The sequence below is a fragment of the Lachnoanaerobaculum sp. Marseille-Q4761 genome, from assembly GCF_017565785.1.
Lineage (GTDB): Bacteria > Bacillota > Clostridia > Lachnospirales > Lachnospiraceae > Lachnoanaerobaculum.
Map to the genome: position 1 here is coordinate 1,545,564 of NZ_JAGEKB010000001.1, position 24,975 is coordinate 1,570,538.

At 36.4% G+C, this 24,975-nt stretch carries 14 protein-coding genes, 3 pseudogenes and 2 CRISPR repeat arrays; of the genes and pseudogenes, 16 read left to right on the top strand and 1 reads right to left on the bottom strand.

Going from position 1 to position 24,975, the window contains the following annotated elements; translation table 11 throughout:
* The first annotated feature begins 69 nt into the window (after window positions 1-69).
* From J4O15_RS07120 to J4O15_RS07155, 9 genes and pseudogenes are all read left to right on the top strand, one after another.
* Complete coding sequence (locus J4O15_RS07120; protein WP_208100213.1) at window positions 70-825, top strand: aminoglycoside phosphotransferase family protein; 756 nt, start codon at window positions 70-72, stop codon at window positions 823-825.
* A gap of 164 nt (window positions 826-989) precedes the next feature.
* Complete coding sequence (locus J4O15_RS07125) at window positions 990-2,135, top strand: cation diffusion facilitator family transporter (protein ID WP_208100214.1); 1,146 nt, start codon at window positions 990-992, stop codon at window positions 2,133-2,135.
* A 256-nt stretch (window positions 2,136-2,391) separates the two neighbouring features.
* Complete coding sequence (rpoB, locus tag J4O15_RS07130; protein ID WP_208100215.1) at window positions 2,392-6,291, top strand: DNA-directed RNA polymerase subunit beta; 3,900 nt, start codon at window positions 2,392-2,394, stop codon at window positions 6,289-6,291.
* Window positions 6,292-6,392: 101 nt separating this feature from the next.
* The gene (gene rpoC / locus J4O15_RS07135) at window positions 6,393-10,142 is read left to right on the top strand and encodes a DNA-directed RNA polymerase subunit beta' (RefSeq protein ID WP_208100216.1); all 3,750 of its coding nucleotides are present in this window, start codon (window positions 6,393-6,395) and stop codon (window positions 10,140-10,142) included.
* Between the two features lie 279 nt (window positions 10,143-10,421).
* Window positions 10,422-10,976, top strand: a pseudogene (locus tag J4O15_RS07140) (Rpn family recombination-promoting nuclease/putative transposase); the annotation flags it as partial.
* Window positions 10,977-11,102: 126 nt separating this feature from the next.
* Window positions 11,103-11,531, top strand: a complete 429-nt coding sequence (gene tnpA, locus J4O15_RS07145; protein ID WP_156791601.1) for an IS200/IS605 family transposase — start codon at window positions 11,103-11,105, stop codon at window positions 11,529-11,531.
* Between the two features lie 123 nt (window positions 11,532-11,654).
* A pseudogene (locus J4O15_RS07150) lies at window positions 11,655-11,987 on the top strand (Rpn family recombination-promoting nuclease/putative transposase); the annotation flags it as partial.
* Window positions 11,983-12,092 (top strand): annotated as a pseudogene (locus tag J4O15_RS16535) (transposase); the annotation flags it as partial. The pseudogenes J4O15_RS07150 and J4O15_RS16535, both read left to right, overlap by 5 nt.
* A gap of 451 nt (window positions 12,093-12,543) precedes the next feature.
* Window positions 12,544-13,485: a CRISPR direct-repeat array (repeat unit 36 nt; unit sequence GTTGAAAGATGATAACCCCGATAAGGGGACGGAAAC).
* A gap of 706 nt (window positions 13,486-14,191) precedes the next feature.
* Entirely contained in the window at window positions 14,192-14,359 is a 168-nt protein-coding gene (locus tag J4O15_RS07155) for a hypothetical protein (protein ID WP_208100217.1), read from the top strand.
* A gap of 446 nt (window positions 14,360-14,805) precedes the next feature.
* Here the strand turns inward: J4O15_RS07155 and J4O15_RS07160 are convergent, their stop codons facing one another.
* A complete protein-coding gene (locus J4O15_RS07160) occupies window positions 14,806-15,876 on the bottom strand; it encodes a WYL domain-containing protein (protein WP_208100218.1) in 1,071 nt (356 codons plus the stop codon).
* Window positions 15,877-16,421: 545 nt separating this feature from the next.
* Here J4O15_RS07160 and J4O15_RS07165 point away from each other — a divergent pair.
* The 7 genes from J4O15_RS07165 to csm2 all read left to right on the top strand — a co-directional run bounded on the left by J4O15_RS07165 (window position 16,422) and on the right by csm2 (window position 24,964).
* Window positions 16,422-16,589, top strand: coding sequence for a hypothetical protein (locus J4O15_RS07165; protein ID WP_208100219.1), 168 nt, complete (start codon window positions 16,422-16,424; stop codon window positions 16,587-16,589).
* 413 nt (window positions 16,590-17,002) lie between these two features.
* Window positions 17,003-18,010: direct repeats of the CRISPR family, unit length 36 nt; unit sequence GTTTACATAAGATAACCCCGATAAGGGGACGGAAAC.
* Window positions 18,011-18,590: 580 nt separating this feature from the next.
* Window positions 18,591-18,758 (top strand): hypothetical protein, encoded by a 168-nt coding sequence (locus J4O15_RS07170; protein WP_009220645.1) that lies wholly within the window; start codon window positions 18,591-18,593, stop codon window positions 18,756-18,758.
* A gap of 660 nt (window positions 18,759-19,418) precedes the next feature.
* Complete coding sequence (locus tag J4O15_RS07175; protein WP_208100220.1) at window positions 19,419-20,051, top strand: EcsC family protein; 633 nt, start codon at window positions 19,419-19,421, stop codon at window positions 20,049-20,051.
* Window positions 20,052-20,209: 158 nt separating this feature from the next.
* Complete coding sequence (gene csm6 / locus J4O15_RS07180; protein WP_208100221.1) at window positions 20,210-21,598, top strand: type III-A CRISPR-associated CARF protein Csm6; 1,389 nt, start codon at window positions 20,210-20,212, stop codon at window positions 21,596-21,598.
* Window positions 21,592-22,323, top strand: a complete 732-nt coding sequence (gene cas6, locus J4O15_RS07185; protein WP_009220641.1) for a CRISPR-associated endoribonuclease Cas6 — start codon at window positions 21,592-21,594, stop codon at window positions 22,321-22,323. The genes csm6 and cas6 overlap by 7 nt, the downstream gene beginning before the upstream one ends.
* The gene (gene cas10, locus J4O15_RS07190) at window positions 22,316-24,523 is read left to right on the top strand and encodes a type III-A CRISPR-associated protein Cas10/Csm1 (RefSeq protein WP_208100222.1); all 2,208 of its coding nucleotides are present in this window, start codon (window positions 22,316-22,318) and stop codon (window positions 24,521-24,523) included. The genes cas6 and cas10 overlap by 8 nt, the downstream gene beginning before the upstream one ends.
* Entirely contained in the window at window positions 24,524-24,964 is a 441-nt protein-coding gene (gene csm2, locus J4O15_RS07195; protein ID WP_208100223.1) for a type III-A CRISPR-associated protein Csm2, read from the top strand.
* Window positions 24,965-24,975 lie beyond the last annotated feature (11 nt).

Sequence of the window (24,975 nt, forward strand, 5' to 3'; positions counted from 1 at the left end):
ATACTGCTTTTGAAGTACAGGGGATTTTAATTTAGAAAGGAGACGGATGTATCATACATCTAATAAATTATGGATTTGACAAATAAAAAGCTTATTTTAGAGAGAAAACATAAGAAGGTATATGAAAGCAATGATTGCATAATAAAGGCATTTAGTAAGGAACATCCAAAGTCTGATGTATTTAATGAGGCACTTAATCAGGCAAGGATAGAGGAAACAGGTCTGAATGTTCCAAAGGTGCTTGCCGTGGAAGAGATGGATGGCGGATGGGCTATCATAATGTTAAAGAAAAACGGCAAAACTTTAAAAGAGATTATGGAGTCCGACAAGGAAAATATAAGAAAGTATATGGATATGTTTGTTGATATACAGCTTGATATACATTCCAAATCATCACCTCTTCTTAACAGAATGAATCTGAAGTTTGGTAGACAGATAAATGAGTTAAAGGAGCTTAATGCAACTATCAGATACGAGCTTCTCACCAGACTTGACGGAATGAAAAAGCATACAAAAATCTGCCATGGAGATTTTAATCCCAGCAATGTGCTTATAGGAGAGGATGGAGAGATATCCATAATAGACTGGTCTCATGTTACTCAGGGAAATGCTGCCGGAGATGCTGCAAATACCTATCTTCTCTTTGCACTTGAAGACAAAGAACTGGCTGATATGTATATGGATATCTACTGCCAAAAGTCAGATACTGCAAGACAGTATGTACAAAGATGGCTGTCAATAGTTGCAGCACAGAGATTGTCAAAGAATGTGGAGTCTGAAAAAGAATTCTTGATGAAATATATTGATGTTGTGGATTATGTTTAGACGGAACATAGGATAGTCTAAAACATATTAAGAAAAGAGATTGTATGCAATTTTAAAATTGCGCACAATCTTTTTTTGATGTATAATGCTTTTCATGACTGTGGTGGCGAATTGTCTATACTGTGGGCTCTCAAATATGAAATCAGAAATGAGGTATTATAAAAATGGGCGAAAATATAAATTCATCCAATTTTAAAATGGATGCAAATGAAAGAAGGAAAAAGATAATAGGGGTTTCCATTATAGGAATTGTGGCAAATCTCTTACTGGGAGTATTAAAGGCGGTGCTTGGACTGCTTTCAGGATCTATTGCCCTTATAAGTGATGCCTTGAATAATATAACGGATTCATCATCATCACTGATAACTATAGTGGGAACGAAGCTTGCCGCAAAAGCTCCGGATAAACAACATCCTTTCGGACATGGAAGAACGGAGTATCTTACAAGTCTTTTGATCGGTGGCATAGTATTTCTTACGGGATTTCAGTCTCTTATAAGTTCTGTAAAGGCTGTATTTAACAAAGAAGATATAAATACCGATATTACAACGGTAATAATAATAATAGCAACAATTGCGGCTAAAATCCTGCTTGGTACATTCACAGAAAACAGCGGCAAAAAGCTTAATTCAACAGCGCTTATAGCATCAGGTGCGGATGCCAAAAATGATGCGGTGGTATCTGTGGTAACATTGATTTCTAGCATATTATATATGTTTGCAAAAATTTCTGTTGACGGTATTGCAGGTGTGATTATTTCCGTATTTATACTAAAGACCGCCTATGAAGTATTATCAGATACGATAAAAAAGCTCCTGGGTGAGAGAGTCGATGGAGAAATGGTAAGAGGAATAAAGGATATAGTAAGAAATACCGAGGGAGTTATAAACTGCTTTGATCTAATACTAAATGACTACGGTCCCGACTTTTACACAGGTTCTATAAATGTGGAGATAGAGGATGACAGAAGCATCGGAGAAATGTATCCCATATTACATGAGGCACAGACAAAGATTTATAATAAATATAATGTGTTTTTGGTATTCGGATTTTATTCTGTGGATGTAGATGATGAGAGATATATAAAAATAAAGTCCTTGTTGAAAAACTATAAGGAGAATGAAAGGCATATTATTAATTATCACGGAATAGTGATTGATGAAAAGGATAAGACCATTTACTGCGATATCACAAGGGACTTTGATATAACTTCGGAAACTGTTATAGAAAATGTGAATAGAATATTGAAAGAAAAATTCCCGGAGTACAATATACATGTAAATATAGATACTGAATTTTCGGGTGAATAGATACGGAAGAGACAAATAAAGCGATAGAAGTTTTACAAAGAAAGTGAACAAATGTTTGGGATTGACATATTGACTTTGTTTTTGTAAGATGAAAGTTGCACTATTATAGGGGATTTTGTGCCCTTTTATAGCTGTTTAGATGTGAAAATGTCTAATGTAACTTGCCAAAAGGCTAAACTAAATGAATGGATTATTCTGATTATAACATAGAAAAATCCAAATTCATACAATAAAATTATACAGGGGTGAAACGTCAATGGATAGAAGCAAGATGCATCCGGTAACTTCTGGGAAGAACATGAGAATGAGCTTCCAAACACAAAAAGAAGTTCTAGAAATGCCTAATTTGATAGAGATTCAAAAAGATTCTTATCAATGGTTTCTAGATGCAGGTTTAAAAGAAGTTTTTAGAGATATATTTCCGATAGAAGATTTTGCAGGACATTTTAGCCTCGATTTTGTCAATTTCAAGTTGGCAAGAGATGAAGTTAAATATTCCATAGAAGAGTGTAAGGATAGAGATACAACATACGCAGCTCCGTTAAAGGTGAAAATAAGACTTGTAAACAAGGATAAGGACGAAATAAACGAGCACGAAATCTTTTTAGGAGATTTACCACTGATGACAGATACCGGCTCATTCGTAATAAACGGTGCGGAGAGAGTTATAGTCAGCCAGTTGGTTCGTTCCCCGGGTATTTACTATACAATAGATCATGACAAAATAGGTAAAGAGTTATTTATGTCTCAGGTCATACCTAACAGAGGTGCATGGCTTGAATATGAAACAGATTCTAATGATATCTTTTATGCAAGAGTGGATAGAACCAGAAAAGTTCCTATCACAGTGCTTTTGCGTGCTTTCGGTCTTGGAACAAATACTCAAATCATAGATATGTTTGGCGAAGAGCCAAAGATAATGGCGAGTTTTGCCAAGGATCCATCTGAAAATTATCAGGACGGTTTGCTTGAATTATATAAGAAGATAAGACCGGGTGAGCCTCTGTCGGTAGACAGTGCCGAGAGCTTACTGAGGGCTATGTTCTTTGATGCCAGAAGATATGACCTGGCAAAGGTAGGAAGATACAAATTCAATAAGAAACTCCATTTCAAAAACAGAATAAAGGGACATACTCTTGCGAGAGATGTAGTGGATGAGAATACAGGCGAGGTATTGGCGCAGGCTGATACAGTAGTTGATGCGCAGATTGCCACTACTATTCAAAATGCCGCAATTCCGGCAGTATGGATAAAGGGAGTGGAGCGTGAAGTAAAAGTCCTTTCAAATATGATGGTGGATATTGAAAGCTATGTGCCTGAGCTCACAGATCCGAAGTCCATAGGTGTTACGGAGCAGGTGTACTACCCGAAGCTTCAGCAGCTTATGGAGGAAAATGAGGGTGAAGAGCTTATAAAGGCTATTGAAAAAAATATCAATGAGCTTATTCCGAAGCATATCACCAAGGAAGATATCTTTGCCACGGTAAACTACAATATGCATATAGAAGAGCATATCGGAAACAGAGATGATATCGACCACTTAGGAAACAGAAGAATAAGAGCGGTGGGAGAGCTGTTACAGAATCAGTATCGTATTGGTCTTACAAGAATGGAAAGAGTTGTAAGAGAGAGAATGACTACTCAGGATATCGATTCAATTACACCTCAATCCCTTATAAATATAAAACCAGTAACAGCGGCAGTTAAGGAATTCTTTGGAAGTTCACAGCTGAGCCAGTTTATGGATCAAAACAATCCTCTTTCAGAACTTACACATAAGAGAAGACTCTCAGCTTTGGGACCGGGCGGTCTTTCAAGAGAGAGAGCCGGATTTGAGGTTCGAGATGTTCACTATACTCACTATGGAAGAATGTGCCCTATAGAGACTCCTGAAGGACCGAATATCGGACTTATAAACTCACTTGCAAGCTTTGCAAGAGTAAATGAGTATGGATTTGTAGAGGCACCTTATCGTGTGGTAGATAAGTCACAAGATCCTGAAAATCCAAGAGTTACAGAGGAAGTAGTATATCTTACCGCTGATGAAGAGGATAATTTTACGGTAGCACAGGCTAATGAACCGCTTGATGTCGAAGGACATTTTGTAAACAATAATGTTTCGGGACGTTACCGTGATGAGACTTCCGAGTTTAAAAAGAAAAATATAGATTTGATGGACGTATCTCCGAGAATGGTATTCTCTGTGGCTACAAGTATGATTCCTTTCCTTGAGAATGATGATGCGAACCGTGCGCTTATGGGTTCAAACATGCAAAGACAGGCTGTACCGCTTATGATTACCGATGCACCGGTTGTAGGTACAGGTATGGAGACAAAGGCTGCGGTAGATTCAGGTGTATGCGTGGTGGCAAAAAACTCGGGAACTGTAATGGAGTGTTCATCAGATAAAATAATTATTAAAAGAGATGATGATGCGGTACTGGATACTTACAAGCTTATCAAATTTGCCAGAAGTAACCAGTCAAACTCATATAATCAAAAGCCTATAGTATTTAAGGGCAATCATGTAAATGCCGGTGAGGTTATTGCAGACGGTGCCTCTACATACAATGGGGAAATAGCTCTCGGTAAGAATCCGCTTATCGGATTTATGACATGGGAGGGATACAACTACGAGGATGCCGTACTTCTTAGTGAAAGACTTGTAGAATATGATGTATATACCTCTATCCATATCGAGGAGTACGAATGTGCCGCAAGAGAAACTAAGCTTGGACCGGAAGAAATCACAAGAGATGTTCCGGGAGTGGGCGATGATGCACTTAAAGACCTGGATGAGAGAGGTATTATAAGAATCGGTGCGGAGGTAAGAGCCGGTGATATACTTGTAGGAAAGGTTACTCCAAAGGGAGAGACCGAGCTTACAGCGGAAGAGAGACTTCTTCGTGCAATCTTTGGAGAAAAGGCAAGAGAGGTAAGAGATACTTCGCTTAAGGTGCCTCATGGTGCTTACGGTGTGGTAGTGGATGCCAAGGTATTTACAAGAGAAGCGGGAGATGAATTGGCTCCCGGTGTTACACAGAATGTAAGAATTTATATAGCACAAAAGAGAAAGATTTCAGTCGGTGATAAGATGGCGGGCCGTCATGGTAACAAGGGTGTTGTTTCCAGAGTATTGCCGGTAGAGGATATGCCTTTCCTTCCAAACGGAAGACCGCTTGATATCGTGCTTAACCCATTGGGTGTGCCTTCCCGTATGAATATCGGACAGGTACTTGAGATTCACCTTTCACTTGCAGCAAAGGCACTTGGATTTAATGTGGCTACTCCTGTATTTGACGGTGCAAACGAGAATGATATTATGGATATGCTCGAGGTTGCAAATGACTATGTAAATAGTGAATGGAGCGATTTCGAGGACAAATATAAAGATGTGCTTGATCCCGGAGTTATAGAATACCTGGGTTCACATCCGGAAAACAGAAAGCTTTGGGAAGGTGTTCCGCTTTCAAGAGACGGTAAAGTAAGACTTCGTGACGGTAGAACCGGAGAATACTTTGACAGTCCCGTTACCATAGGTCACATGCATTATTTGAAACTTCACCACATGGTAGATGATAAGATACATGCAAGATCAACAGGTCCGTACTCACTCGTTACTCAGCAGCCTCTTGGCGGTAAAGCACAGTTTGGCGGTCAGAGATTCGGAGAGATGGAGGTTTGGGCGCTTGAGGCATATGGTGCTTCATATACACTTCAGGAGATCCTGACAGTGAAATCGGATGATGTAACAGGTCGTGTAAAGACTTATGAGGCGGTTATTAAGGGTGAGAATATACCTGATGCAGGTATTCCGGAGTCATTTAAGGTGCTTTTAAAAGAGCTTCAATCACTTGGACTTGATATAAGTGTACTTGGCGAAGACGGAAGAGAAGTAGAACTCAAAGAAAATACCGAATATTCAGACCTCAGCATACACTCTATTATAGAGGGTGAGAGCAGACATCATGGAAAAGAAGAGTTCAAATCAGCCGGATATAGTGAGCAGGAAGTAAAGGATGGGGAGTTTGTATCGGTTTCCGAATACCCTGACGAGCCTCAAGAAGATGCTGACTATGATGGAGATATAGATTCGGGGGAGGATTCCTCCTATAGCGAAGATTCATTTGATGATACAGATAGTTTTGATGAATAATCTGAAAATAAAGTGAATACTTTTATAGCAGATACTTGAATGTATCTGCTATAAAATCAATGAAGTCGATTTATCGTTTTATATAGAAGGGAGCAAATTTTATGCCTGAAAACAATGATGCTTATCAGCCAATTTCTTTTGATGCAATTAAGATTGGTTTGGCTTCTCCTGAAAAAATACTGCAATGGTCTCATGGTGAGGTTACAAAGCCTGAGACTATAAACTATAGGACATTAAAGCCTGAGAGAGACGGTCTGTTCTGTGAAAGAATATTCGGACCTAGCAAGGACTGGGAATGTCACTGTGGAAAATATAAAAAAATACGCTATAAAGGTACAGTTTGTGACAGATGTGGCGTAGAAGTAACCAAGTCCAGTGTGCGTAGAGAGCGTATGGGGCATATAAAGCTTGCAGCTCCGGTATCTCATATCTGGTATTTTAAGGGAATTCCTTCAAGAATGGGACTTATCATGGATATAGCACCTCGTATCTTGGAGAAAGTATTATACTTTGCATCATATATAGTATTGGACGGAGGCGAAACAGCCCTCAACTATAAGCAGGTACTTTCAGAAAGAGAGTATAGAGATGCAATCGAAACCTATGGCTACGGTTCATTTAGAGCCGGAATGGGAGCAGAGAGCATTTTAGAAATATTAAGCAATATCGACCTTGAAAAAGAGTCGGTAGAATTAAAAGAGGCATTGGTAGATGCTACAGGACAAAAGAGAGCAAAGATAATAAAAAGGCTAGATGTGGTAGAGGCATTCAGAAATTCCGGAAACAAGCCGGAGTGGATGATACTCACCAATGTACCTGTTATACCGCCTGATATCAGACCTATGGTACAGCTTGACGGTGGTAGATTTGCTACCAGTGATTTGAATGATCTTTACAGAAGAATAATAAACAGAAATAACCGTTTGGCAAGACTTTTAGAGCTTGGAGCGCCGGATATCATTATCAGAAATGAAAAGAGAATGTTACAGGAGGCTGTGGACGCTCTTATTGATAACGGTAGAAGAGGAAGACCTGTAACAGGTCCGGGAAACAGAGCCTTAAAGTCACTTTCAGATATGCTAAAGGGTAAGCAGGGACGTTTCCGTCAAAACCTGCTTGGAAAGCGTGTTGACTATTCGGGAAGATCGGTTATCGTAGTAGGACCTGAGCTTAAAATCTATCAATGCGGTCTGCCAAAGGAGATGGCTATAGAGCTTTTTAAACCTTTTGTAATGAAGGAATTGGTAGAAAAGGGTACAGCTCATAATATAAAATCCGCCAAGAAGATGGTGGAAAGAATGCAGACGGAGGTGTGGGATATCTTAGAGGAAGTTATTAAAGAACATCCCGTAATGCTTAACAGAGCGCCGACACTTCACAGACTGGGTATTCAGGCATTTGAGCCTGTGCTTGTAGAGGGTAAGGCTATCAAGCTTCACCCGCTTGTATGTACAGCATTCAATGCCGACTTTGACGGTGATCAGATGGCTGTGCATTTGCCGCTTTCAGTGGAAGCGCAGGCGGAGTGCAGATTCCTCTTACTCTCACCAAATAACCTGTTAAAACCTTCAGACGGTGGACCTGTTGCCGTACCTTCACAGGATATGGTACTCGGAATTTATTATCTTACACAGGAAAGACCGGGAGCAAAGGGAGAAGGAAAGTTCTTTAAGAGTGTAAATGAGGCGATACTTGCATATGATAACAAGATTGTTACATTACATTCAAAGATAAAGGTAAGAATAAGCAAAAAACTTGAGAATGGTGAAGTATTATCTGAAACTGTTGAATCTACGGTCGGAAGACTTTTATTCAATGAGATAATACCTCAGGACCTCGGATTTGTGGACAGAAGTATCCCGGGAAATGAGTTAAAACCTGAGATAGATTTCCTTGTAAAGAAAAAGCAGTGTAAGCAGATCTTAGAGAAGGTTATAAATGTACATGGACTTTCAAGAACGGCGGAAGTGCTGGATGATATAAAGGCTATAGGATATAAGTATTCAACTATTGCATCCATGACCGTTTCCATTTCAGATATGACAGTACCTGAGAGCAAACCTGAGCTTATAAAGAATGCTCAGGCTACAGTAGACAGAATAGCTAAAAACTTTGCCCGTGGATTTATCACCGAAGAGGAAAGATATAAGGAAGTTATAAAGACCTGGGATACTACAGATAAGCAGCTTACAAAAGACCTGCTTGACGGACTTGATGCCTATAACAATATCTTTATGATGGCTGACTCCGGAGCGAGAGGTTCGGATAAGCAGATAAAGCAGCTGGCAGGTATGCGTGGTCTTATGGCGGATACAACAGGACATACTATCGAGCTTCCTATCAAGTCAAACTTTAGAGAAGGTCTGGATGTTTTGGAGTACTTTATCTCAGCTCACGGTGCGAGAAAGGGACTTTCAGATACAGCTCTTCGTACAGCCGATTCAGGATATCTAACAAGAAGACTTGTAGATGTTTCACAGGACTTGATAGTTCGTGAAACAGACTGCTGTGAGGGCAAAGAGATTCCATATATGGAAATCAAAGCTTTCTCAGACGGAAAGGAAGTTATAGAGAGTCTTGAGGAGAGAATCACAGGAAGATATATTGCGGAGACTATAACAGATCCGGATACAGGTGAAGTTGTGGTTAAGGCAAACCATATGTGTACTCCAAAGAGAGCTGCAGCTGTAATGAAGGTGCTTGACAAGCTCGGAAGAGACAGCGTAAAGATAAGAACAATACTTTCATGTAAATCATATACCGGTATATGTGCAAAATGCTATGGTGCAAACATGGCTACAGGACAGGCGGTACAGGTAGGTGAAGCGGTAGGTATCATTGCCGCACAGTCTATCGGTGAGCCCGGAACACAGCTTACCATGCGTACATTCCATACCGGAGGTGTTGCGGGTGGAGATATCACACAAGGTCTTCCAAGAGTCGAGGAGCTTTTCGAGGCAAGAAAGCCGAAAGGTCTTGCAATCATCACAGAGTTTGGCGGTGTTGTAGAGCTTAAGGATACCAAGAAAAAGCGTGAGATTATTGTTACGAACAATGAAACCGGCGAGTCAAAGACATATCTGATACCTTACGGTTCAAGGATAAAGGTATCAAACGGTGATGTGCTTGAGGCAGGTGATGAACTTACAGAGGGTAGTGTAAATCCTCATGATATCTTAAAGATAAAGGGAGTTCGTGCCGTTCAGGACTATATGCTTCGTGAGGTTCAAAGAGTATACAGACTTCAAGGTGTTGAGATCAATGATAAGCATATCGAGGTTATCGTTCGTCAGATGCTTAAGAAGGTCAGAATAGAAGAGAACAATGATGCAGATGTACTTCCGGGAAATTCTATGGATGTTCTGGAGTACAATGATATGAATGAAAAGCTTGTTGCAGAGGGCAAGACTCCTGCAGACGGCAAGCAGGTAATGCTGGGTATCACAAAGGCATCACTTGCAACGGATTCATTCCTTTCAGCGGCATCATTCCAGGAGACCACCAAGGTACTTACTGAAGCTGCTATAAACGGTAAGGTGGATCATCTTATCGGACTTAAGGAAAATGTACTTATCGGTAAACTTATACCTGCAGGTACAGGTATGAAGAGATACAGAAGCGTAACTTTGAATACGGATGAGATTGTCGAAGATACAGATGAAATTATCTTAAGCGAGGACGATCCGGCTCTTTTAGATATCAAGGAAGAGCTTATAGCTGATGCAAAGGAGGCTTTGGAGTCTGAAGATAAGGCTTTTGAGATGGAAACTGCTGAAGAAACAGAGGAAGTTTTAGAAGACGAAGAGAATGCTGAAGCCAAAGATGCAGATGCTCAAACAGATGAAGAATAAAGTAAATATATGATAAAAGTTAAGGAGGTCGCCTTGCGTTTAGCGGGTGGCCTTTTTAAGTTTTCATATAGATGATTTACCGATATATTGATGTTACAAGGCAAATTATATAAAAAAAGTTGTTATATTAACCATTGTATTAAAGATATTTATATAGTAGTATTTGTATATTATATTATTTTTGTTTTCTGAAAATTCTTTTAGTTCTAATTGAATCAAATGTTTTATTCCATAGATAATAGATTGTAAAAAGTATTTTTGCTATAATAAGGGGGAGATATGAAGCCAAAAGATATTACTCAAAAGATGCTAGAAAAATATAATGATGTATTTGCAGATATTCTAAATGTACTTTTATTTGAAGGAATAGAAGTTGTTGATGAAAGGAGCCTTTTGGATACGCCTACATCAAGTATGCTGAAGATAGACAATAGAATCAGGTCACAGGATAGAGATGTTGCAAAATATTGGCAGAACAGCAAAATAAATATAGCATTGTTCGGTATGGAAAATCAAACACAACCGGATAAGCTGATGCCTTTTAGAGTTTTTGGATATGATGGATCTGAGTATGTTAAGCAGAGTAGAAGAGAGAATAGGAATGAAATAAAGTATCCGGTTATTACTTTGGTGCTATACCTTGGATATGAAACAAGATGGAATTGCCCTAAAACACTTTTTGAATGTCTGAATATAGATGAGAGAATAAAGCCATATGTGAATGACTTTAAGATAAATCTTTACGAGATAGCATATTTAGAAAGAGAGAAGATATCTTTATTTAAAAGTGATTTTAGAATATTAGCAGATTATCTTTATCAGATGAGAATAAATGAAAAAAGCTATTAATCCCCCATCTGAGATGGGGGAACCGGCAAAGCCGAAGCGTTACTTAGAGTATTAAAAACTCCTATGCTATAATGATATTGGTTTCGCAGGCCATATCAAAGCATAGGAGGTATCCAAGTGGATAATCAAAGTATAACACATACACGTTGGAATTGCACTTACCATATTGTTTTTATACCAAAATACAGAAGAAAAATCATGTATGGAGAAACAAAAAAAGATTTGGTGGAAATAATAAAAAAGTTGTGTGAGATGAAACAGGTAAAGTTGATAGATGGAAGAGTATGTATAGATCATATTCATATGTATATAGCAATTCCACCTAAAATAAGTGTATCGGAATTCATGTCATATTTAAAAGGTAAAAGTGCATTAATGCTATTTGATAGACATCCTGAGTATAGAAATAAATGGGGCGATCGTCATTTTTGGGCAAGAGGATATTATGTATCGACAGTAGGAAATGTAAATGAAGAAACAATCTTGAAATATATTAAGGAACAAGAAGAAAATGATAAGGTAGCGGACGGAAGAAAGTAGAAGAGCCTTCTTTAGGAGGCTACCGATAAAAATGGTACTGCGAAATCCCGCCCTTGGCGGAACCTGAGAAATACCCCGGAGGGGTTAAAATTAAACCCCCATTTGAAATGGGGGTTGTTAACTAGAGATTACATTGCTGATAAAACTGCTATTTGTCATGTGGAAGAATTGTTATCACTTATGTCTGCAATGACAGGAGATAACAGATTTGAGCAAACAATAAGTGATTTGAAAGGAAAGGAGCAAGTGACTATGTGTGAAGTACTGGATAGAATTGAAGCCAAAGGAATAGAAAAGGGTATAATAAAAGGTATGGAAAAAGGAATTGAAAAAGGTAGAAAAGAAGGTGCTATAGATATACTCGTTTCTTTGGTAAGTGATAAAATATTAAGTATTGATGAAGCAGCGGCAAGAGCAAACTTAAGCGTTGCAGATTTTAAGAAGTATATAAATTGATTACATTGTAGACTTATGTGAAAGGAATCTTGCTTTTATCAGGCTTACACGTGGAAAGAGTCTAAAAGATATACTTTTTATAAAAGTAAAGGCAAGAAACTTACTTTAGATACCATATAAAAAACATAAAATAAAGAAAAGGATGGTTATACTCAGAAATTTGAGGGATATGTATGTTCAAACCGCAGTGGATGCGAACACAAGTCTAAATGTTTGCACAGATACAATACTGAAGGTGTATAAAGACTTTATTTTATTTGCAAAGGGAAGAAAATAAATGGTAATTTTATAGACTTGGATAAAAGAGAAGTATGTGGTAGAATAAAATAGTCTTAAAGCTCAATATTGGTTATGTGATTAATTATGCATTCATTTAGTTTTAAATGTGCATATATATTCTAAAATTTACAATTTTGAGACGGCCCTTGTAAATAAAGGCTTTGAAGCACTTCAAGTAATATATGTTACGAGATTTTAAGGGAAAATCGATTGTTAAATTTTAGGCACGCTAAAGCCCCTTGAAAGCCTTATAAAATAAGGGCTAAAAGGGGGTAGGGTTGAAAGATGATAACCCCGATAAGGGGACGGAAACAAACGAGAATATATTTAATTATTCTCTATCTATATTATCTTGTTGAAAGATGATAACCCCGATAAGGGGACGGAAACTTAATCTCACCTCTTTTAATAGATAAAAGAATCTCATTTCGTTGAAAGATGATAACCCCGATAAGGGGACGGAAACGTTATCATATGTAAGCATACTTATTGTAAGACCTGGCTCGTTGAAAGATGATAACCCCGATAAGGGGACGGAAACTGAATGTAGTCACCTAGTACCACAGAATTGGAGAGTAAATTTCAGTTGAAAGATGATAACCCCGATAAGGGGACGGAAACAACTCTGTTATCTTTTCGATAAAGGGCACAACTGCACCGTTGAAAGATGATAACCCCGATAAGGGGACGGAAACAACTTTAATGCTTTTATTAATGCATATCCTGTGTATTCCGTTGAAAGATGATAACCCCGATAAGGGGACGGAAACATATAATGTCTCCTTTCAGACAAATATTTTTTATGTTGAAAGATGATAACCCCGATAAGGGGACGGAAACGAAAGATTGAATCCTTCGTATTATCTTCTTTTGTACTGAAGTGTTGAAAGATGATAACCCCGATAAGGGGACGGAAACCTTGTGCTGATTGTATCTTAGCAGTAAGTACATTACCGTTGAAAGATGATAACCCCGATAAGGGGACGGAAACAAAATTAGTAAGTACCGAAAGTATACTATTAATGACAGATAGTTGAAAGATGATAACCCCGATAAGGGGACGGAAACCTTCCGTCTTCTCTATCTGGGAGTGTAGAGAAGACTCATTGTTGAAAGATGATAACCCCGATAAGGGGACGGAAACATACACTTCTCAAGATATCTTGCAGGAACACCTATCTTAGTTGAAAGATGATAACCCCGATAAGGGGACGGAAACTTCTGTGACACTAATCTCTTTTACACTTGCTAGCTCAGCTTTGTTGAAAGCTGACACCCCTCGATAAGGGGACGGCATATTATTTTTATTATTATGATATTGCAACAATTGTAAATGAACGAAAATATATTAAGCTCATATGATTTAATATCATCTCTAAAATAAAACTATAACGATAAACTAATAAAAAAATTCAAGTCTACAAAATAGGAGGATAATATCGTCTACCTTCGTCGGGGTACAGTTTTTATTCCACAGACATTATTATGATTCTCTCTATAAGTCTACTATTCTATAAAATATAAAACTAAGATTTATCGGATCTTTCCATATAATTTTACTTTGACAATAAAATGTGGTTATAATTCTAAAACTAAAACATCTGTATAACTGTAGTTAAGCCATTAAAAGTGGTCGTGTGATACAAAAATACTACTAATTACAAATAAAAACTATCAGATATATAATAGGCACATAACAAAGAGCCGGAGAAAAACTGAGAAGTAAAGTTAACCGGTTAGCCAAATTGTTTTAGTATATAGGAGGATTTCATTATGGAAGTTATCATTATAGCGGCAGCGAAAAAGGTCCTGATAAACATGGCAGTCAGGATGGTCATAAAGGCGATTACCAAATAGGTACGCTGGGGACCATATAATAAGTATCCTATAAAGGATAATATCAACCAAGAAAAAGGAGAAAAACTATGGAAAAGAATATAGTGATGGAAACAAGCAAGAAGACCCTGAACGAACTGGCAAGGAGGGACGGGCTGGAGGACTGGCCAAAGGTGGCTGTGCACTTGGGGCTGGCGCTCCTGGAACTCGCCAAGTTGGTCATTGAGACCGATGCAGCGAAGAAGCAGCAGCTGTAGTGGCGAAAGCCACTTTATATAATTAAAAAATGTAAATAAAGAAAGAGAATTAGAAATTAAACAACATAATGGGGTAATAAAAACAAAGTAAATTTAGTTACGGCACTTGAATTGTGTTGTAGCTTTTTTCTGTGTTAGCGGGATATAATCAGTAAAGTACACAAATATGTGATAGAATGTAAAAGGTTTATTTGAAAAAGTGGGTTGTTCAACCCATCCCAACATTTGACAAAGAGCCATATTATAATTTAACTATGATTACAGTTAATTTGTTTTAATGACTTTTTTAAAATAGATCATAAAAATTCAACTTTAGTTTATCAATTAAAGAAAAAACATCCTGACAAAGTCATAAAGCCAAAACGCTCTGATTTGTCAGGATAGTAACCTATTTTATGATGTAGAATTTAAAATTATTTGTTTTCCGATGGTCCCACTTGGATATTTTATAATTTACTATCTTGATATACTTCCAGAGATTTCTGGTGGAATCTTATTATCTTGTTACGAAGCTCAATAGGATATTCTACGATAGCTTCTCCCGGGTTAAACCTTCTAAAGTATCTATATAGTTGTTCGGTTGAGCATTTGAAATAATATTTAAAATTACCCTCCGGAGTTTGTTCCTTACTATCTACTTGTGGTCTACCAAAATAAATATGCTTAAAAGAAGATAGACCTTTAGTGTTTAGAATAACACAGCTTTCTTCCAAATCACTATTTATAGCATACGAAGCACCAAGTCTTTGTGTTGCCAGGAAATTTTTTTCAATATCTTCAGGTATATTAATAAGAATATTTGATACCTTTAAATTGGTTATTCGATTTAGCCTAAATGAGTAAGTTTTTGTATTTTGATTTTCATCTAATCCATAACAGAATATATAGTTAAACATCTGTTCTTTACCACGGAAGATCTTATACGGTATTACCGTGTACCATTTGTTATCTGATGAATAGAGAAATTTTATCCCGTTTTTTTGGCAACATTGTAATATGTTTTTATAATTTGAACTAAATATAATCTGCTCACGTTCGTATAGAGGTTTTTTAAAATAAGATATTAACATTTTGCATATATATCCTGATAGGCTGGTGTCAATATTTTGAAGTTCTGATTCAATTTCATCTAATATTACGATAGTTCCATTTTTATCAGTGGTTCTAAATGGAAATTTCTCATTAGAGGTTTTAATTTCTTTTTTACTTTTATAGATATCTTCTTTTTGTGAGAATACTATATCATTAAAAAAAGAGGAAACTATATCTCGGATAGTATCATTCTTTATATTATATTGACCTAATATATTAGAAATATCTGATGCATAAGCATTTATCTCATTTTTGTAGTTATCAAAATAACCGCTGAGTAGTTGATTCATAAAGGCGTTCTTATTATTTACCATTATACTATCGCCTTTGTCCGGTTTAAACAGTTCAAAAAGCTCTATGTCATTATAAATCATTTGAATTATTTCCGGTGGAAGATAAATATCAACTTTTCTTGATTCACCCATATGTTTTTCTCCTTAATAATAAAAAGTGGTTGTAAAACTATAGTTTAAACTATTATATCACTTATAATAAGCCGATAAAAGTGGGTGCAGTATAGAAATACATTACTAATTTTAATAATATTCATTAGAGCTATAATATAAACATAGCAAAGAGCTAAGACAAAAGCTTAGAGCAAAAGGAAACAAAGATGTATGAGTATATAGGAGGATTACACTATGAAAAAAATCGTTATTGCAGCTGCAAAAAAGGCTCTGGTGAGCATGCTTCTGGAGATAGCAGTCAAGACGCTGACTGCCTGAGGAGCGACAGACACCAAGGTCAAGGAGACCTATAAAGCAGCACGACACAAAGTAAAACTTGTAGAACTATATTTGATATGGAGGATTTCATTATGGAAAGTATTATCATAGTGGCAGCGAAAAAGGTCCTGATAAACCTGGCAGTCAGGATGGTCATAAAGGCGATTACCAAATAGATACGCAGGGGACCATATAATAAAGTATCCTATAGGGGATAGTATCAACCAAGAAAAAGGAGAAAAACTATGGAAAAGAATATAGTGATGGAAACAAGCAAGAAGACACTGAACGAACTGGCAAGGAGGGACGGGCTGGAGGGCTGGCCGAAGGTGGCTGCGCACTTGGGGCTTGCGTTCCTGGAACTCGCCAAGTTGGTCACTGAGGCCGAGGCGGCGAAGAAGCAGAAGCTGTAGTGGCGAAAGCCACTTTATATAATTAAGAAAAGCAAAGGGGCAGACAAGTTAGAAATGCAACAATGGAATAAGGTAAAGAAAACGAAGTAAATTTAGTTACAGCACCTGAATAGTGTTGTAGCTTTTTTAGTTTTATATTCATATCAGTAGTATTGTAGTAAAATATGTGATAGAATAAAAAAAGTCTTATTTACATAAGATGTAATATTTTGGCAATTTTAGTGTGTGATATTTAAACTTAAGAATATTTTTTTATTAAAAAAAGTGATTTTGAGACGGACCTTATAAATAAAGGGTTTGTAGCACTTGTAGTAACAAATGTCACTAAAATTTAAAGAAAAATAGCTTGTTAAATTTTAGGCACGCTAAAGCCACTTGAAAGCCTTGTGTTATAAGGGCTGAGAGGGGGTAGGGTTTACATAAGATAACCCCGATAAGGGGACGGAAACTAGGCTTTCTTTAAATCCTCCATGGTGTTTATATCTGTAGGTTTACATAAGATAACCCCGATAAGGGGACGGAAACCATATTGGGTAAATCAAAATAAGGTATTACCTGTAATACATGTTTACATAAGATAACCCCGATAAGGGGACGGAAACTTTAATAATTTTGATGTATGTAAGTCAATTTCTCCTTGTTTACATAAGATAACCCCGATAAGGGGACGGAAACGGTGGTGGTCAGAAAATGGCTTACTGTACTCTTAATGATGTTTACATAAGATAACCCCGATAAGGGGACGGAAACTATTACTGCTAGTAATCTCGGGTCTCCGAGTGGAAGTTTACATAAGATAACCCCGATAAGGGGACGGAAACTAAGCTGCCTTTGCCAGCACTTGTTGTTTGGTGACCATCGTTTACATAAGATAACCCCGATAAGGGGACGGAAACTTTAAGTCTGCCATTATACATCTCGTCGCCTACTTCAGTTTACATAAGATAACCCCGATAAGGGGATGGAAACATTTATTTAGAACCTCATTTATTATGGACTCGTACTATGGATAGTTTACATAAGATAACTCCGATAAGGGGACGGAAACTTTTCAAGAGCATAAAGCTCTTTAGCTGTCGGGTATGTGTTTACATAAGATAACCCCGATAAGGGGACGGAAACGGTCTACCTGTGCATAAAACCCTTGATCCATTCTTGCGTTTACATAAGATAACCCCGATAAGGGGACGGAAACTTATACATTGGAATTTGATAATAAGAATTAGTAGAATCGTTTACATAAGATAACCTCGACAAGGGGACGGAAACGTGATCCTTTGGGAACTTTCTTAAATACTGTGATATAAACAGTTTACATAAGATAACCCCGACAAGGAGACGGAAACCAGAGAGATAAACCAGATAGTCCAGGATTATGGGCTAGAGTTTACATAAGATAACCCCGACAAGGGGACAGCATATAATTTAATATCATATCTAAAATAAAATCATAAAGATAAGCAAATAAAAACCAAGTCAAAAAAATAGGAGGATAATACCTCCTATTTTTGCTGGAGCACAGATTTTTATCTTCCTCGTATGTTCCTATGATTATAAGTACAAGTCTACCATTTTATAAAATATTCCAGATAAAAGATAAAACTAAGATTTACCGGATCTTTCAATATAATTTCACTTTGACAATAAAATGTGGTTGTAATTTCAAAACTAAAACATCTGTATGACTGTAGTTGAGACATTAAAAGTGGTCGCGCGACACAAAGATACTACTAATTACAAATAAAAACTATTAGAGATATAATGGGTACATAACAAAGAGCTGAAGAAAAACTGAAAAGTAAAGTGAAACGGTTAGCCAAATAGTTTTAGTATAGGGGAGGATTTCATTATGGAAAGTATTATCATAATGGCAGCGAAAAAGGTCCTGATAAACCCGGCAGTCAGGATGGTCATAAAGGCGATTACCAAATAGGTATGCCGGGGACCATATAATAAGTATCCTATAAAGGATAATATCAACCAAGAAAAAGGAGAAAAACCATGGAAAAGAATATAGTGATGGAAACAAGCAAGAAGACACTGAACGAACTGGCAAGGAGGGACGGGCTGGAGGGCTGGCCAAAAGTGGCTGCGCACTTGGGGCTTGCGCTCTTGGAACTCGCCAAGCTGGTCACTGAGGCCGAGGCGGCGAAGAAGCAGCAGCTGTAGTGGCGAAAGCCACTTTATATAATTAAGAAAAGTAAAGGGGGGAAGCTAAAACGATAATAAAATGTAGTTGCAAAATTACAATAAAAACAAGAGTATAGCTTGTAACAGGCAAATAAAAGTGGTTGCAACATAGATAAAAACTACTAATATCAAACAAAAACCATTAGAGCTATAATATAAACATAGCAAAGAGCTAAGGCAAAAGCTTAGAGCAAAAGGAAACAAAAATGTATGAGTATATAGGAGGATTACAATATGAAAAAAATCGTTATTGCAGCTGCAAAAAAGGCTCTGGTGAGCATGCTTCTGGAGATAGCAGTCAAGACACTGACTGCCTGAGGAGCGACAGACACCAAGGTCAAGGTAACCTATAAAGCAGCACAACACAAAGTAAAACATGTAGCATTATATTTGATATGGAGGATTTTATTATGGAAAGTATTATCATAATGGCAGCGAAAAAGGTCCTGATAAACCCGGCAGTCAGGATGGTCATAAAGGCAATTACCAAATAGGTATGCCCGGGACCATATAATAAGTATCCTATAGGGGATAGTATCAACCAAGAAAAAGGAGGAGTGACCTCTTTTATAATATGGTGCCGTTTTTATTGGACTTTATGATGTGTATAATATAGGAAGAATAGTAAAGGAGATTTAAATGGATAATCAGATTGTAAAACAGGAACAGGGAGTAAAGTGGTTGGATACAGTGTACAAACAGGCAATAAGGGGTATTGGAATCGGAAATACAAGTGTGGTTAGTATGGCACAGGATTATATAACTAAGTTTCCAAGCAAGGAAGCAGCCTGTAAGTCCATGCTGAATAATCAGGTTTTAAAATGTACTTCAAGTGGTATTATTACAGGTATAGGAGGTATTGCAACACTTCCGTTTACATTGCCTGTAAATGTAAGCACTGTACTCTATATGCAAATGAGAATGATTGCCTGTGCTGCATATATGGCAGGATATGAGCCAAGTAGCGATCAAACAGAGACTCTTGTGCTGGCTTGTCTTGTAGGTATGCCGCTTACACAGCTGGCAAAGCAGGCGGGGATAAAAGTAGGAACAAAGGTAGCAACCAATATTATCAAAACTATTCCCGGAAAGTTTCTTACAAAAATAAATCAACTTATAGGATTCAGATTTGTAACAAAGTTCGGATCAAAAGGAGTAATCAACCTGGGTAAGGCTGTACCTTTTGTGGGAGCAGGTGTAGGTGGTGCTGTAGATTTTCTTGAAACAAGAGCAATAGCAAATAGAGCATATGAATTCTTCTTTGAAAGCTGATATGAGAATAGAAGTGAATTTATACCAGAATAAGTACATAAAATAGAAAACAGCTTAATAAAAAGTTTAAAATAATTTAATATAATATTGAATAAACAGTAAAAATACATTATATTTAACATAAAAGAATATATTTATAAATCATTTGGAGGGCAAAGATGAATATACTTTTTTCACCACTTGGAGGAACGGATCCGATATCGGAAAATAATTTCTATGATGGATCTATGTTACATATATGTAGACATTATGATATTGATAAAGTCTATTTATATATGACAAAGGAAATTTATGAAAAACATGAAAAAGATGATAGATATAGGTTTTTCATAAATAAACTTGCAGAACAAAAGAATAAGGAAATCGAGTCTGTGATAATTGCAGATAAAGAACGTGATAATGTGCAAGAATATGATCCGTTTTTATTTAAATTCGAGGAAGAAATAAATAATATTATCAACGAGTTAAATGATGATGATAATTTCTTTATTAATATTTCTTCAGGTACACCTGCCATGAAAAACGCCTTGGTCATCTTACAGGATTTGAATGAGTATAATTGTAAATTTATTCAGGTCAGTACGCCTATAAAAAAGATGAATGAGCATACACATGGAAAAGTTCTTGAGTTGGAACTGATGTGGGAAATGAACATGGAATTGGAAAAGGAAGGCAATAACAGGTGTGTTGAGAGCAAATGCCCATCCCTATCAAGGCTTAGAAAAGAAGAAATAATAAAAAAACATATTGATGAATATGACTACAGAGCCGCATTATCGGTAGCTAGAGATATGGAAAAAAACAGCACAAAAAATTATATAGACGAGTTATTACGTGCAGTAAATCGCTATAACCTTAATATGAAAAAGGTTGATAATGAATATAAAAAAGAGGGATTTGATATTACACCGGTTAAGGCGGGGGATGCAAGAAAACTTTTTGAATATGCGCTTTGGCTGAACATCAAAGTAAAAAGAGAAGAGTATATAGACTTTGTCAGAGGAATAACTCCTATAGTGGTCGAATTATTTGAAGTGGTGCTAAAGGGAAGAGGAAAACTTGACATAAACAAATATTGTACACTCAACGGATATAAAGTAAGGGTATGGGATACTGGAAAAATAGCAAAAAACATACAGGGTAAAGATACAAGTATTAAGGATATAGTAAATAAAGAATACAAAATCAAACATAGCGATAAAGATAAAGTTGAAGAGTTTAGGTTTGGAATTATATATTCTGAGGCATTACTATACTTAATAAAGAATTTGATAGATGATGAGGTCCTTTTTGATATAGCATCTAACATTAGAACCGTAGAGGAAAAGGTAAGAAATCTTGCTGCGCATGATATTGTTGCTTTGGATAGTAATGATATAAAGAATAGGACAGGATTTACTCCGGTTCAGATAATGGATAAGATAAAGAAATTATTTAATTATACAAACTTTGGGATAAAACCGGAATACTGGGATTCATATGATGATATGAATAAAGAGTTGAAGAGAAGAATCAGTGAGCATAGAGAGGAAACTACTTCATGTTAAGTTCACTTAGAATAGAGCTTGAAGGAGAATTTGATAAAAGTAGGAATGACTTACTTGGCTCACTATTTCAAGGGTTTATAATGGAAAATATAGATGTTGAATATGTGGAGGAATTGCATGTCAGTACCTTGCATCCATATAGTCAATATATAACTTTAAATAACAATAAATTGATTTGGACATTGAATACACTAAATGCGGAAGCCAAGGAGAAGATAGCGGATATACTTAAAAACAAGAAGATTATTGATATCAAGCATAAAGATAGAGAATATAAGGTGAGTTCTGTTACAGAGAAAAATATCAGCTATAAGGACTTGGTGAAAGAGTGTTATTTAAAAGATGGTCAGAGGAGACTAAAGATAACTTTCTTAACTCCCACATCATTTAAACAAGATGGGAAATATGCGATTTTTCCAAGTGTAAGGCTGATTTTTCAGAGTTTGATGATGAAATTTGATAAAGCATCTACTCAGATGGAAGTTTTTGGCAAAGACATACTTGAAACTTTTGAAAAGCATGTAGAAATAAGTATGTATAAGTTAAGAAGCACATCATTCCATTTGGATGGCACAAAAGTACCGGCATTTATAGGTGATATAACGATAGTGGTTAAAGGTCCGGTTCAACTTGTAAATCTCGCCAATATGCTCCTTACTTTCGGAACATATTCAGGTGTCGGAATAAAAACAGGAATAGGAATGGGGGGAATAGCATTTGAATAATGATATAAAAACCAAATTTATATATGATAGCCTTTTATATTATGCAAACAAAATAGTTTTCAATAAAAGTGAAGATATAAATACTGCTAACATATATATAAGGAAATTGGCAGATAAGATATCAGCAAACTTCGACAGGAGAAATACTCATGATTTGGAATTTGCTTTTTTAGAGGGAGAGAATCTATATAGTATATTCAACATACTAAATAAGAATAATGAATCAAAAAAGTATGATGCAAGTATTCTATATGAAAATGAAAAAGTTAATATTCCAAAAGACATTGTAGCTAAACCGAACGAAGAATTTTATAAAACTATAAAGGAAAAACTGTCAAAAAAGCTTGAGGCATCAAGTGCGGATATGGACTTTATAAATTCTTTTCTTGAATTATTGGAACAGACTACATCATATATGCCGGTATCAAAGGATGAAAATACGGACATATCGGTATATGAACACATCAAACAAAGTATAGCGATTGGAAGTGTCATATTTGAATATCTCACAGAAAACGGCAAGCTTGAAGAACAGGAGCAGATATGCAGTAATCCTAAGGGATTTTACAGTGAAAAGAGTATGTTGCTTTACAGTATGGATTTCTCAGGTATTCAATCATTCATATATGGTCAATACGGTAAGGAAGATGTGTTAAAGAATCTTAGAGCAAGGTCTTTTTATCTGGAAATACTGATGGAAAATATAATAGATGAACTTTTGAATAAGCTTGAATTATCCGGAGCGAATCTATTGTATGCAGGTGGCGGACATGCTTATTTTATATTGGCAAATACAGAAAAAACAAAAACTTTAATCAAAGATTTTGATGCTGATGTAAAGAATTGGATGCAGGATACATTTGGAATTGATTTATATGTGGGAACCGGATATGCACAGTGTTCTTGTAATGATTTGGAGAATCAGCCTGAAGGAGCATATAGTAATTGTTTTAGAGAAGCCTCTGCAGCAGTATCTGAAAATAAACTTAGAAGATATAATGCAAGTCAGATAAAAATATTGAATAAGGGAAAAAAGGCTGATGGAGAGAGGGAGTGCAGGATTTGCCACAGCTCTTACAATCTAAACAGTGACGGTGTATGCAGTATCTGTGAAGGCTTTGCAAAATTGTCGGGAAATATATTAAAGAGAGAAATATTTACTGTAGTAAATGATGCAAAGAAGGGGATATTGCCTATATATAAAGGCGGATATTTGAGTGTGGAAAATGTAAGCAGGAGAGATGGTGAAGAATACCTTAGGACAAATAAAAATATTCTGATTCGTGCCTACTCAAAGAATAGCTTATATAAGGGAAATAACTATATAAAAACAATATATGTCGGAGACTATCATGATGCCGATACTTTAGAAGACCTGGTAAAGGACAGTATAGGCATTAAAAGGCTTGGAGTATTAAGAGGTGATATTGACAATCTTGGAAAGGCTTTTGTAGGTGGATTTGACAGTAAAAAGCAGACTCTGTCAAAGTCAGCCGCATTCTCAAGAAAGCTTACCCAGTTTTTCAAATATGATATTAATAATATATTGAAAAATGCTGAATACAAAATACCGTATTTTGACAGCGAAGGTAATGAAGATGAAAATAGAAAAATAGCTGTTATATATTCAGGCGGAGATGATGTATTTGTAGTGGGAGCGTGGAAAGATATTCTGGAGTTTGGTATTGATTTATATAATAACTTAAAGGAATATACACAAGGAACACTTACTATTTCAGCAGGCCTTGGAATGTATATGCCAAAATATCCTATATCATATATGGCGGAAAAGACCGGTGAACTTGAGGATTGTTCAAAGAAACTTGAGGGTAAGAATGCGATTACATTGTTTGATAAGTATAATTCATATCATTGGGATGAATTTATTGAAAATGTAATGGGAGAGAAATTTACTATTATCAGCGAATTCTTTTCTAAGTCGGAAGATAAGGGAAAGAGCCTTTTGTATAGCCTTTTGGAGCTTTTTAGGAATAGGGATAAGAAGATTAATCTGGCAAGAATGGCATATACACTCGCCAGAATGGAACCAAAGGGTAATATAAGTGAAGAAGGAAAAGAAATATATCAAAACTTTAAAGAAAAACTGTATGATTGGATGCTTAATGATAATGATACTAAACAGGCAATAACAGCAATCTATATCTATAGCTATTTGATAAGAAAAGAGGAGGGCAGATAGATGGGTAGTTATAATAATTTTGGCTATAATAGGGAGAGAAGTGATACAGAAAAAAAGAGGAGTCCGATAGAACTTACTAATGAAAATTATGTAAAGCAGGCAGAAGATGTAATAAATAATCTTATAGCCGGGAAAAGCAAGATACTGACAACATCAAAAATCAGAAAGCTGTTGGCAATGGTAAGTGATATGTATACAAAAGCAAAGAGACTAAAGAGTAATACATTAAGCTCTGATTGGGTTGCTAAAATACAATATTTTAAGATGCATACTATTTATGAAGCGGGAAGAGAACCGTCTGTAAAGAAGTTTGTAGAAGAAGCACAGATTATTGAACAGATAGATAAGATAAAAGCAGATAAAGATAAATTGATTTTATTCTGTCTGTATATGGAGGCTTTAGTAGCATATAGAAAATATCTTGGTGGAAAGGATGAATAGGAGGGGATAGA